Source organism: Aliagarivorans taiwanensis DSM 22990 (genome assembly GCF_000429505.1).
In the GTDB taxonomy this organism is placed as follows: domain Bacteria; phylum Pseudomonadota; class Gammaproteobacteria; order Enterobacterales; family Celerinatantimonadaceae; genus Aliagarivorans; species Aliagarivorans taiwanensis.
Genome location: NZ_AUBZ01000041.1, coordinates 25,834 through 38,257, shown reverse-complemented (window position 1 = coordinate 38,257; position 12,424 = coordinate 25,834). Strand labels below are relative to the sequence as shown.

At 52.2% G+C, this 12,424-nt stretch carries 12 protein-coding genes; 7 read left to right on the top strand and 5 right to left on the bottom strand.

The annotated features are described in order from the left end of the window. Window positions 1–225 (top strand): hypothetical protein (locus tag G462_RS0117465; protein ID WP_026960135.1); only part of this gene is annotated, 225 nt, incomplete at its 5' end. Between the two features lie 215 nt (window positions 226–440). On the opposite strand, the gene glcF is transcribed toward G462_RS0117465, so the two are convergent. Beyond that, entirely contained in the window at window positions 441–1,700 is a 1,260-nt protein-coding gene (gene glcF / locus G462_RS0117460) for a glycolate oxidase subunit GlcF (RefSeq protein WP_026960134.1), read from the bottom strand. Window positions 1,701–1,884: 184 nt separating this feature from the next. Between glcF and G462_RS0117455 the strand changes: the two genes are divergently transcribed. From G462_RS0117455 to G462_RS23240, 4 genes are all read left to right on the top strand, one after another. Continuing rightward, window positions 1,885–3,285: an FAD-binding oxidoreductase gene (locus G462_RS0117455; RefSeq protein ID WP_026960133.1), complete on the top strand. Its 1,401-nt coding sequence runs from the start codon at window positions 1,885–1,887 to the stop codon at window positions 3,283–3,285. Between the two features lie 148 nt (window positions 3,286–3,433). After that, window positions 3,434–4,378, top strand: a complete 945-nt coding sequence (locus G462_RS0117450) for a DUF7973 family transport facilitator (RefSeq protein ID WP_026960132.1) — start codon at window positions 3,434–3,436, stop codon at window positions 4,376–4,378. Window positions 4,379–4,399: 21 nt separating this feature from the next. Beyond that, entirely contained in the window at window positions 4,400–5,896 is a 1,497-nt protein-coding gene (locus tag G462_RS0117445; protein ID WP_035478202.1) for an FGGY family carbohydrate kinase, read from the top strand. Beyond that, complete coding sequence (locus tag G462_RS23240) at window positions 5,893–7,596, top strand: glycerol-3-phosphate dehydrogenase/oxidase (RefSeq protein WP_051326832.1); 1,704 nt, start codon at window positions 5,893–5,895, stop codon at window positions 7,594–7,596. The genes G462_RS0117445 and G462_RS23240 overlap by 4 nt, the downstream gene beginning before the upstream one ends. A 78-nt stretch (window positions 7,597–7,674) precedes the next feature. On the opposite strand, the gene G462_RS0117435 is transcribed toward G462_RS23240, so the two are convergent. The 4 genes from G462_RS0117435 to G462_RS0117420 all read right to left on the bottom strand — a co-directional run bounded on the left by G462_RS0117435 (window position 7,675) and on the right by G462_RS0117420 (window position 9,986). Then, complete coding sequence (locus tag G462_RS0117435) at window positions 7,675–8,349, bottom strand: YhfZ family protein (protein WP_026960130.1); 675 nt, start codon at window positions 8,347–8,349, stop codon at window positions 7,675–7,677. After that, window positions 8,349–8,636, bottom strand: a complete 288-nt coding sequence (locus tag G462_RS0117430; RefSeq protein WP_169720184.1) for a helix-turn-helix domain-containing protein — start codon at window positions 8,634–8,636, stop codon at window positions 8,349–8,351. The genes G462_RS0117435 and G462_RS0117430 overlap by 1 nt, the downstream gene beginning before the upstream one ends. A gap of 102 nt (window positions 8,637–8,738) precedes the next feature. Beyond that, entirely contained in the window at window positions 8,739–9,197 is a 459-nt protein-coding gene (locus G462_RS0117425) for a hypothetical protein (RefSeq protein WP_026960128.1), read from the bottom strand. A 174-nt stretch (window positions 9,198–9,371) separates the two neighbouring features. Further along, the gene (locus tag G462_RS0117420; protein WP_026960127.1) at window positions 9,372–9,986 is read right to left on the bottom strand and encodes a hypothetical protein; all 615 of its coding nucleotides are present in this window, start codon (window positions 9,984–9,986) and stop codon (window positions 9,372–9,374) included. A 396-nt stretch (window positions 9,987–10,382) separates the two neighbouring features. Here G462_RS0117420 and ccoN point away from each other — a divergent pair, with 396 nt between their 5' ends. Continuing rightward, window positions 10,383–11,807: a cytochrome-c oxidase, cbb3-type subunit I gene (gene ccoN, locus G462_RS0117415; RefSeq protein WP_026960126.1), complete on the top strand. Its 1,425-nt coding sequence runs from the start codon at window positions 10,383–10,385 to the stop codon at window positions 11,805–11,807. A gap of 11 nt (window positions 11,808–11,818) precedes the next feature. Then, window positions 11,819–12,421 (top strand): cytochrome-c oxidase, cbb3-type subunit II, encoded by a 603-nt coding sequence (ccoO, locus tag G462_RS0117410; protein WP_026960125.1) that lies wholly within the window; start codon window positions 11,819–11,821, stop codon window positions 12,419–12,421. Window positions 12,422–12,424: the final 3 nt, after the last annotated feature.

The window sequence follows — 12,424 nt, the reverse complement described above, 5'->3', positions numbered from 1 at the left end:
AAAACTCAAGGAGCTAAAGAGATGGAAAGCAAACTAGAAGCAGCAACAGAACTGGAAGATCTGCTAATAAGGTTCCAGGTCATCGTTGACCTGGTGCCAGAATCGGAAGTCATGTTTAAAAGGATCCTGGGCAGTATCGAGGAAGAACTGCAGGAGATCGCAAATCACTTAGCTGCAAGTCAACGGCCAGAGCTAAGGCTTTATAAACACCAAGCCAGCCAGTAAAATCACGTAAGTCATTGAACATAATGGATTTACCATAAAATCTAAATACTGATGACACTTAACAGGCCAATGGGCCTGCTAAGTGCCTCAGATTTCACCTAGGATTGCTCGGTGCGCATAATGTATATTATGTTAAAATAGATATTTGTGTATCTAAACGTTTCTAGTGCCTCTTTGGCATTACAGTCTTTCTACAAATCTCCTCTGTTGTTCTGCTAGTCGATCAACGATTCTACAAGGCTCAACCAAGACACTACCCGCACGTCCGACTTCTGTGCAAGATGCACTTGGCAGCTGGTGTTTGCTGTGACGATGTAATCTGGTTTGCTTGCTTCTAGATTCTTTAGTTTGTCTGCCCTAAGTAACTCGGCGGTTTCCGCTTCTAGAATTGAATACGTGCCACCAGAACCACAACATAGATGAGCATTGTCCACTTCCACTAATTGAAAGCCAAGTTTTCTCAGCAAACTACACACGACCTCATGTTCACCCAGGCCGTGTCTTAGTGAACACGAAGTGTGAACAGCAATCTTTAGCTGCTCTGCTTTAGCCCTCAATATGTCACTTGCAAGCTTTTCGCTATGCATACTCAGTAACGAAGCTGGGTTCGCTACTAATTCCGCAATTTGTGTTGCTCGTCTCAAGTACTTGGGTTCATCACGCAAATGTTTGGGGTATTCACTAAGCTGGAGTTGGCAACTGGAAGATGTGTGTACGATTGCGTTGGCACCTGTTTCTACCAACGGCCATAGTGCATCGATGTTTGCTTTTATGAGCGCCATAGCTTGAGTTTGATTTCCAAGATGTTGCGGCAACGAGGCACAGCAACCTGCTTTTTTTACCACTCTAGTATCTAAACCTATAAGACTGGCGATACGTATCATGCTACGTTTTGAGTGGTGATCGATTAGTGAGTCGGCACACCCTTCAAATATCAGGATGCATGGCCTGGGCGCGGCAGGAAGATCTGATTGGTTACGAGTTAATATTGAGCTGCCTGCTGTTTTGCTAACCATCAACGATTCATTGTATCGATGCGCCTTTATAAGCGCCGGGCGGTAAAGTGATGCTAGTGTTGTTACCAACTTTGCGCGCGTGCGATAAGGCAGTGTTTGGCAAACTAGCCAACGAAACATTCTTTGTTTGAAGGGTCTTGGGTAGCGCTGCTCCATCAACGCCCTCGCCTGTTTAATCAACTGACCGAACTCGATACCTGCAGGACAAGTGGTTTGGCAGCTTCTGCAGGCAAGGCACAGATCCAACTGTTTTCTGATGGCCGGTGTAACGGGGTCGCCCTGCAAGAAGCCTTTGATAGTAGCAATACGTCCGCGCGGGCCAAGTGCTTGGACTTTAGTTAACACAAAGGTAGGACAGGTCGCATTACAAAACCCACGATGAGCGCACTTCTTAATAATCGCAGCCGCATCCCTTGCCAGTGACGAACTTTCAAGGCTTTTGTCCAACTGAACTAGCATTGCCTTTCCTTATTACATTGAGCGAAAACTAAACAAAGATTTTGAAGCAACTCTCGTTTTCTAATTGCTTGTTTTGACAATAACTGCGCAGCTCTGAATAATCAACATATCGAATACTCCTATATATGAGTATTAAATGTAAGACGTATCCTGAATCCTGTTATCGACCTATGCGAGGATCCCCATGACTGATCTACAAGCGATAGAAACTACTTTAAAACAGACACTTAGCGAAAGTGAAGTCTCCAGTTCAGTTAAAGATCTAGAAATGAGTAGCCACGACACGTGGCCCTTGATGACCAAGCTAAATATGTTAGGTCAACACCCCAATCAAGCCGATATCGTAGTACGCGCCCGCTGTGAGGACGACATTATCAAGGTGTTGGCCATAGCCAATGAACACAAGATTCCTGTTACTACCCGCGCCCTCGCCTCCTCGGTAACGGGTCAGCCTTTGCCCACTAAAGGCGGCATTGTGTTGGATATCTCTGAGATACCCAGCGAGTTTTACATCAACGAAGCTAATATGACGGTCACCGCAACCTGCAGTTTTAACGGCGGCGATCTGGAAGATCTGCTTAGCCAGCAAGGCTGGACCATGGGCCATTCTCCCCAATCGCTTTACCGCTCAACCGTTGGCGGTTGGCTAGCGACACTTGCTACTGGTCAGTTCTCCTCGCTTTATGGCGGGATTGAAGACTTAGTCATCGCCTATGATGTCATCCTCGCCACCGGTGAAAAAGTTACCCTAAAAGCCAATCCGCGCGCTGCAATGGGCCCTGATCTACGCCAGCTATTCCTCGGTTCTGAAGGTACATTGGGCATCATCACCTCGGTCACCTTGAAGATGTTCCCGCTTCCTGAGGCGGAAGCATTAATGACCTATGAGATCCCAACGGTTAAAGAAGGTTTGGCCTTAATGCGCGAGATTGGCGCGGCTAACCTTAAGCCTTTCTTGGTGCGTTTTTATGATACCGAAGAAGCCAAGCACGCCATGCAAGACCTCAACTTCGCCACACCAGTGCTGTTTTTGGGCAGTCGCGGCCTACCTGCGATGGTTGACACCGAGCAAGGTGTACTCGCCGATTTAGTCGCCAAACATGGCGGCAAACCACTAGGCAGTGATGGCGCAAAAGCTTGGATGGAGCGACGCTTTGACTTCTCAACCGTGGAGAATCTGCTTGCTACCAAAGGAGGCTTCGGCGAGACCATTGAGATCGCCCATAACTGGGATTCCATCTACCCATTGTGGGAAGAGCTTAAGCAGGCCTTGGCACCACTATCCGACGAGGTGTTATCGCACTTCTCACACATCTATAACCAGGGCACCTCGATGTACATGATCCTGCTGTCGCAAACCGAGAGCGATGAAATCGCGGTTGAGCGCTTAAGGGAGCTATGGAAGACCACCATGGAAGTATGCATTAAGCACGGTGCTGAGCTGTCGCACCACCATGGCGGTGGTCTGGCCCGTTCGCCTTATAGCCGCCGCTCCTTGGGCAGCGCGCACCTAGTGCTACAGAAACTAAAACAAGCGGTAGATCCTAACGCCATTTTGAACCCTGGCAAGTTAGGTCTCGACTAATAAAGCAAGCTTTACCCTATAAAACAATAAGATAGACGCGCACCTCGACGGCCGGTACTGGCTGTAGTTATCCGCTGGTACCGGCACATAAAGAGCCCACCAAAAACAATAAAGGGCTCACCCCTACACTCTACGAAAGGATAACAATATGGACACACTGTTCAACATGAGCGTCATGGAGGCGCTCGGCGCGATAGCAGGCGGCTTTCTGGGCGCAACTTTTGGTGCCCTAGTCGCCTTTGTTTTTACCGGATTTGCGATTCTCATTGGTATTGCCATTGTGATTGGCTCTGGTGATCCCACCTTCTTGAATGTAATGGGCTTGGGGCCATTCTTCGGCCCGCACATCTCATTTGCTGGCGGCATTGCCGCTGCGGCTTACGCAGGCAAGAAAGGTTGGCTGACTAGCGGCCGCGATATCGTTACCCCCTTAGTCAGCTTGGGCCGTCCCAGTGTATTGCTGGTAGGCGCAGCGTTTGGCTTGTTCGGTTATGTGGTGTTCTCAGCCCTTAACCCGGTCGACGGCGTTGGCAGCTTTACCGATTCTGTGGCGCTGACCGTGGTGATCTCGGCGGTGGTTGCACGATTGATGTTCAGCGAGTGCGGCATTATCGGCCAGCATTGCGAAGGCAAACAAGGCTGGGCGCGCTTCAAGCCCTGCGAGCAACACGGCTGGCTGCCCTATCAAGATTCCTACGCGATGACCGTGACCTTGGGACTGTTTGTCGGTGCTATCTCTTCATGGGCTGCGCTATTACTTATACAGGCCTACCCGCAAGCGCCGGGCGTTATCCTTATCGGTTTTGCTATCTCAGCCGTGTCGCTGCTGTTCCTTGGTATGAACGTAATGGTGCCAGCAACTCACCACATTACCCTGGTTAGCGCAGTATCTGTGACCACCTTTATGGGTTTGGTCGAAAGTGATGTCGCTATTGTGGTGATCGGTGGCATTGTGGGAATTATCACTGCGGTGGTTGGGCAGCTGTTTGCACGATTCTGGTTGATTCGAGCAGACACCCATATCGATCCGCCGGCCAGCGCCATTTGGCCGGTTACCTCTGCCCTGATTGTTTTGTCAATCGCTCTACGATAACAACAACGCCAAGGAATGATTATGAACAACAAGCACATACTCGTGATCGATGCAGGCACCACCGGAATTCGCGTGCTGATTTACAACGAACGTAACCACATACTGGCGCAAGCTTACACCGAGTTTCCTAACTACCACCCGGCGGAAGATCGGGTAGAACAAGATGCCAACGAGATCTGGGCTGCCACCCAGCAGATGATGGACAAGGCCTTAGATTTTCTTTCTCTCAGGCTTAACGATATGTCCTGTATCGGCATCACCAACCAGCGCGCAACCACGGTGATTTGGGATAAAGCCACCGGCGAGCCGGTTAGTCGCGCCATTGTCTGGCAAGACACCCGCACTGCTAGCCGGGTCGAAGAGTTGCAACCGGAATGGGCTGAGAAGGTCTACCAGCGCACAGGCTGGGCATTGGCCCCGGTTTATTCGTCGCTCAGTATCGAGTGGATCTTAAATAATGAGCCGGGCGTTAAAGAGCGTGCCCAACGCGGCGAGCTGGCCTTCGGCACCATCGATTCGTGGTTAGTCTACTGCTTAACCGGCGGTGCAAATCATGTGATCAGCGCCTCCAATGCATCGGTGACCGGTTCCTACGATCTGACTACCGGACAGTGGTACGAAGAGTGGCTGAGCGCGCTCGATATACCTCTGTCGATGTTCCCAGAAGTTTGCGACGACTCCGGAGAAATTGGCCGCACAGATGAACGTGTCACTGGGGGAAGCGTGCCAATCTCCGGGGTTATTGCTGACCAACATGCCGCCCTATTCGCCCAAGGTTGTATCGAACCGGGTATGGCCAAATGTACCCACGGCACCGGTACCTTCCTTGACCTGTTGATTGGCGAAGAACCAAAGATTGATACTAATAGCGGGATCTGCTGCCAAATCGCCTGGCGTCACAAGGGCAAAACCCTCTACGCGCTTCAGGGTTACGCGGGCTGTACCGGCTCTGCCATCCAATGGCTGCGCGATGGTTTGCAGATTATCGACTCCTCCGCCGAGTCTAAATCGGTGGCCTCTCAGGTGCCAGACAATGGCGGGGTGTACTTCGTCCCAGCTCTCACCGGCCTGTCAGCTCCCTATTGGGACCCCTATGCACGCGGCACCATCCTTGGTATTTCTCCGGGAACTACGCGGTGTCATATCGTGCGTGCAACCTTGGAAGGCATCGTTTATTCGGTGCGCGACTTTATCACCGAGATGCAGAAGATCTCCGGGTTCGACATCAAGAGTATCGCGGTGGATGGCGGCGCCTCGAAGAACAACCTGTTGGTGCAGTTCCAGGCCGATCAACTTGGCGTGGATATCGTGCGGCCCCGTAATGTAGAAGCGACAAGCCTGGGCGCTGCGCTGATGGCGGGCTTAGGTGTTGGGATTTGGAAGAACGAGAAAGAGTGCTTTGCGGTAAGCCGTAACCGTCAGTTGTTCAAGCCGCTTATCGACGAAGCCACTCGCGAAACCCAGTACCAGACTTGGAAGCTCGCTGTAGAACGTTCACGTAAATGGAGTAAGTTATGAGACGTGCAAGCCTATCCTCAATTGAACGGGTAGTGTTCGATGTTGTCGTGGTGGGTGGTGGTATCACCGGCTCTGCCATCGCGCGCGATGCAGCGCTGCGCGGTATGAAAGTGCTATTGGTGGAAAAGGAAGATTTTGGCTCGGGCACCTCGAGCCGTTCCTCCAAGCTGATCCATGGTGGTTTGCGTTATCTGGAGACCTACCAGTTTGGACTGGTCGCCGAGTCGGTTCGGGAACGGGAGCTGGCCTTACGGTTGGCCCCGCATCTGACCAAGGTCCAGCCCTTCCTGTATATGTTCTACAAAGGCTGTCCGGATAAGAAGTGGCTGCTCAACCTTGGGATGACCTTCTACGACGTCGTATCGGGTAGCTGGAGCAAGCGTCGCCACCAAATGCTGAGTAAGCAACAAGTGCTGGCCCGCCAGCCCGGTTTTCGTGCCGATGGTCTGCGCGGCGCTGCCATGTTCTACGATGTGTCGACCGATGACGCACGCCTGACCATCGATACCACGAAAAGCGCTTGGGAACATGGCGCTCAGGTGCTTAACCACTGCAAAGTCACCGGCCTGACCTACAGCGAGAACCGCTGCGATGGTGTGCAGTTGACTGACCTGCTCAGTTCAACCCAAGCGACGGTTAAGGCCCATTATGTAGTCAACGCCACCGGGCCTTGGAGCGACCAGCTACTGTCGATGGAGAAGCCGGATTCGGCGATATTGCGCCCCACCAAAGGCGTGCATATCGTCCTGCGCAAGCAGGATTTTCCGCTTCACTCGGCGGTGTTTATGCGCTCCCCTGATGATGGGCGTGTGGTGTGGCCGATCCCTTCCACCCAAGATGATCGGGTGTTTATCGGCACCACCGATACCACCTTTGACGGCGATCCCGATCGGGTTGTGCCAGAAGAGAGTGATATCAGCTATCTGCTCAACGTTGCCAACCACCTGATGCCCAGCGCCAAGCTGGATAAGCAGCATGTGATTGGCTCATGGGCGGGGTTGCGTCCCTTGATAGCGCCGGCTGGCGATCTCAGCAACGGCCAGACACCACGTGAGCACCAGATCATGACCAGTGATTCCGGCGTTTACTCCATCGTAGGCGGTAAGCTGACCAGCAACCGCGTGATGGCCAAGCAGGTGCTAGATAAGCTAGTGAAGAACGACAACTACACCTACTTGTCTCCTAGCCTGCAAGCATACAGCGCCGATAAGGTAGTGCTAAGTGGTGGCGCCAAAGATGCCAACACCCACTTCGATAAACATCAGCCCTATCAGCAAAACCGGGTCGTGGGCGAGATTGAATCGCTCGGTGTGCCCTATCGCTATGCTAAGTCCTGGGTGGCACGCTATGGTCACAATGCCCGAATTGTTGCGGCGATTTGGAATGAGAGCGTGGATTATCAACGCGACCTTGGCGCACGCGCGTTAACCATCGCGGAGCTTCGCTACTGCGTCTTACATGAAGCAGCCAGCTCGCTAAAAGACCTGCTAGTTCGCCGTACCTCAGCGTTCTTCTGGGATAGCAAAGGCGGCTTGGACAAGATCGGTCAGATAGCGCAAGAGATGCAAAACCTGCTTGGTTGGAGTGAGGAGCGTAAGCTCAGTGAAATCGACGACTACTTCGATTTAGTCTGCGCCCACCGCGCTTGTCCGATTGAAAAGCCCACGCTCGAGGTAAAACAAGAGAGCACTACCGCGTAGACTTTCGCTTAATTGTCCCTCCAATGCCATGGAGTCTGCCCCGAAGCGTAATGCTCGGGGCTCTTTTTTTACTCGTTGCTATAAAGAGCTGAAGGCTTTGGCGTAAGGGTCTTCGCTTGAGAAGGCATTCGACTGGGCGTTTTGCAGCTGACGGCTGTTGATCTCATCGAGCAAGGCGACCAACTCTGGCCGCTTAGGATTAACCACGAAGGTGGCCGCCGAGATAGCTTGGTGCTGTTCGATGGCCGCAGGCTCACTCAGGCGGTGAGCCTGTAAGCCGGCTAGCTCAAGCGGTACTGGGCTGGCTGTAATGTGCCAAAGTCCGGCGTCCACATCACCGCGCAATACCCGAGCGGGCACATGACGAAAGTCGGTTTCGAGATACTCGAAGCCTTCTTCGCTTGGGAACTGCTTTTGGGTGATCGAGCTGTGATCAGAGGATGCGGGGTCTATAGCAATCCGGCGCCATTGCGTCTGGGGCTTATCGGCCCGTGACACCACCACCAATCGCTGCATCGAATAGTAGCTATCGGGCTTGAGGCATTTTTGCTGCCATGTTTCTAGTACAGTGCTCATATTGTCGGCCGCACCCTTGGAGACCAAGGCAATATCGAACTTGCCCTTGTTCACCAGTTCTACTCGCCTTTCACCGCCAGGTTGGTGCTCAATAAAATAGGCGATATTCAGGGCGGTAAGCTTAGCGGTGATATGTTTGATCAGCGCGTCTATCTCAATCGAGCCGCTGCTGGGCATCAATAGTTGAACCGGCGATAATTTGGCCAAGTTCCAACAGGTACCGGTGTCGAGCTGAGTGATCTCTCCCCCATATGGCCTTTGGAGCGGGTCACTAGGGCCTCGCTGGCGCTTAGGATCTGCAACGCGCGCTGGATGGTACCAGCAACGATGCCGTGCTCTTCTAGTAGTTGCACATTGGTGGGAAGCTTTCCGCCTACCCCGGCGAATAATGCGTGACTAACAATGACTTGCTTAGCGTGGATGATCGCCTGCTCGGAGACGGCACTGAGTTTTGCTGCGGCCACAATCAAAGACCTTATTAATGTATTCCTGCACTGTCTTCGATACTAACGTAACTAATCCGTTGTTACCATTGAAGAAAGTGAGCTAAACGCAGGCTTTTAGTTTCACGAATCGTGTTGAATCTCCCAAGGACTCCAAACCTTAAAACGCGAGCTGATCAGATGGAACTCATGCTCGATCAGCGCTGCGCCCGGCGCAATCGTCACCTCGGCGTGGGTATCATCCGACCAGGTGGCTGTCACTTCGGGATAGGTAAACTTGTCATCTTTGCCCGCAAGTTCCATGGTGTGTCGATAAACAACGATGCCGCTTGGGTCTTCGGGTTGGTTGGTCATTAGCAGTTCGATGTGCTTCTCGCTCTCATTACACACCTCGGTTTGATAGACCAAGGTACGCTTGGCGTTAGGGCTATTGAAGGCATCGCGGTGGGTAACCATACAACTGTTGTGCGTATCGAATACCCACGAATCGTCAAACACCAGATAAAGGAATAGGCACATACTGGTGACTCCCAGTAGGTGCTTAACGCTTTGTGATAGGAATGGATGAATCTCTAGGCGCATTACCAGACTTCCTTGTCGTGATCGGCTTTTGATGGTGGCTTTTGATAATGGAACACCCCACTCAATCCAATCAGGTTAACATGCGCTAGTTACAAGATTATTGATACAGACACGCAGATGCCTAGAAAAGCACAGCGTATCAGCGTGCGACCGCTGTTCCGCCGGCTATCTGCGCTAAGGCAAGTGTTCCGCTAGATAGGTCTTCGCCTGCTCATCCAACAGCTTCTCGGCGTTGCGCTTAGCTTTTGTGCTTACTTCGGTTTTGCGGCCTTGCTCCCACCCAGCCTGATAAGCGTGCTTTAACAGCGCCGCCACCGACTCGTGAACCGCTGCAGGCGCGTTGGCCAGCAGTAACGCACTGCGCTCTTTGGCGGAGAGCTGCTGGTTTGCGAGCGCCAGTTGTAGCTCCAATGGCAAGCTCTCACTCAGTTCACTAGGTTCGGCCGCGATAATGTACTCCAAGGCGGCATCTATCCCCTGTTCGGTGTTGCGATCAAAGCCTAGGGCGACTTGGGCAGCCCGGATCCGCTCGGCGGTTTCCTGCTTCACCGTGATGGTGGTCTTCTTCAGCGTGTGCTTGGATTTATAGTTTCGATAGCGCGCACCCAAGGTTTGATAGCTCTTGAGCAGCAGTAAGGGCTTTAGCGCTTTCATGCACTCTTTGTAGCTGAGGGATTCTGGCGATAATGGCCGACTTTGGTAAGCCTGTTCGCTGTGATAATGCGCCAAATCGTCGGCAATGCCTTGATAACTGGGTAGCGTAATAAACGTCTGCCAAAGGGAGTCCATGGATAGATGACCTAATACGATTCTTGTAATTTCGAGCATTATGGTCTGTTTAACTACGTGCTACAACACGCCAAATTACATCACCATTTGCAAGCAGGGTCATGATCACACGCTTTATATCTTCATACTAAAGAGGTAGTAATCTGGGCTAATAGCCGTCGCATAATTGATCTAGATCATGGACGACTTTACGTGCCCTTAAAACGTAAACAGGGTGTTGCTACGGCCCCCAAATAACTGCGCAATGTTGCTGTTTTTTATGCGTTTAATAACGTATGATCACACGCGTTAACATTTAGATAATTCACAGCTTTTACTAAATGTTCGTCTCTGGAGAGATAAAGTGATTCCCGCTTCGCGGGCGTTCGATAACAATAGCAACGGAAGCAATCATCTATGAACCAAGCAGCTACGGCAGCAACTGACTACAACTATACGGTTGTCAGGCAGTTCACTGTAATGACCATTGTTTGGGGTATCGTAGGTATGGCTGTCGGGGTGCTGATCGCAGCACAACTTGTATGGCCTGCTCTCAACTTCGATACACCTTGGCTAACTTACAGCCGTCTACGTCCCCTTCACACCAACGCCGTAATTTTCGCATTCGGTACCAGCGCCCTGATGGCCACCTCGTTATACGTGGTGCAGCGAACCACCCAAGCTCGTTTGTTTGGTGGCGCGTTAGCCAGCTTTGTGTTCTGGGGCTGGACGGCGATTATTCTCGCGGCCGCCATCACCTTACCGCTGGGCATTAGCTCCAGTAAAGAATACGCCGAGCTAGAGTGGCCCATCGACATCGCAATTGCGGTGGTGTGGGTTGCCTATGGCATCGTGTTCTTCGGTACCTTGGTGAAGCGAAAGGTTGCCCATATTTATGTAGCCAACTGGTTCTTCGGCGCCTTTATTATCACGGTTGCGGTACTGCATATCGTGAACAGTGGCGCCATTCCCCTGCATGCTGGCAAGTCTTACTCCATCTACGCCGGTGCCGTCGACGCAATGGTGCAATGGTGGTACGGCCACAACGCGGTGGGCTTCCTGCTAACCGCTGGCTTCTTGGGGATTATGTACTACTTCGTGCCTAAGCAAGCTGGCCGTCCGGTTTACAGCTATCGCCTGTCTATCGTGCATTTCTGGGCGCTGGTATCGATTTATATCTGGGCGGGTCCTCACCACCTGCACTACACCGCCTTGCCTGATTGGGCGCAGTCGCTGGGCATGGTGATGTCGCTGATCCTGTTCGCACCGTCTTGGGGTGGCATGATCAACGGTATTATGACCCTCTCTGGCGCGTGGCATAAACTGCGCTACGACCCTATCCTGCGCTTCTTGATTGTGTCGCTGTCGTTCTACGGCATGTCGACCTTCGAAGGCCCAATGATGTCAATCAAGACCGTAAACGCGCTGTCGCACTACACCGACTGGACCGTTGGCCACGTGCACTCTGGCGCACTCGGTTGGGTTGCCATGGTATCGATTGGTGCGGTTTATCACCTGATTCCGGTGCTGTTCGGCCAAGGCCGTATGTACAGCATCAGCCTAATCAACACCCACTTCTGGCTATCGACTATCGGCGTTGTGCTGTACATCGTTGCGATGTGGATCTCTGGTGTTATGCAGGGTTTGATGTGGCGCGCAGTCAACGAAGACGGCACCCTCACCTATTCGTTTGTCGAGTCCCTAGTGGCATCGAAACCATTCTACATCGTGCGTTTGATTGGCGGCTTATTCTTCCTCGCCGGCATGTTCGTCATGGCCTACAACACGTATAAGACGATTCGTGCTGAGAAAGGCTCACTACAAGCAGTTGAACAGGATTAGGAGGCCATTCGATGAAACATGAATCGTTAGAAAAGAACATTGGCTTACTGGCAATCTTTATCGTGATTGCGATTAGCTTTGGTGGTCTGGTGCAGATCACCCCGCTAATCTTCCAACCTGAGACCACAGAGCCGGTTGACGGGCTTACCCCCTACACCGCACTGCAGATGGAAGGTCGCGATATTTATATCCGTGAAGGCTGTAACAACTGCCACAGTCAGATGATTCGCCCCTTCCGTGCTGAAACCGAGCGCTACGGCCACTACTCGGTCGCCGGTGAAAGCGTGTGGGAGCATCCCTTCTTGTGGGGCTCAAAACGTACCGGTCCCGATCTAGCTCGGGTTGGCGGACGTTATTCAGATGAGTGGCATCGTGTTCACCTGATTAACCCTCGTGATGTGGTACCGGAGTCAAACATGCCTTCCTATCCTTGGTTGGCCGAGCGCACGCTCGATGGCAAAGATACTGGCGCCAAGCTGGCTATCTTCCGCGACTTCTTTAGTGTGCCGTACACCGACGAAGACATTGCAGGTGCCGAAGCCGCGGTTGCGGGTAAGACCGAGCTAGATGCACTGGTCGCTTACCTGCAGTCTCTCGGACACGCACTGAAATAGGAG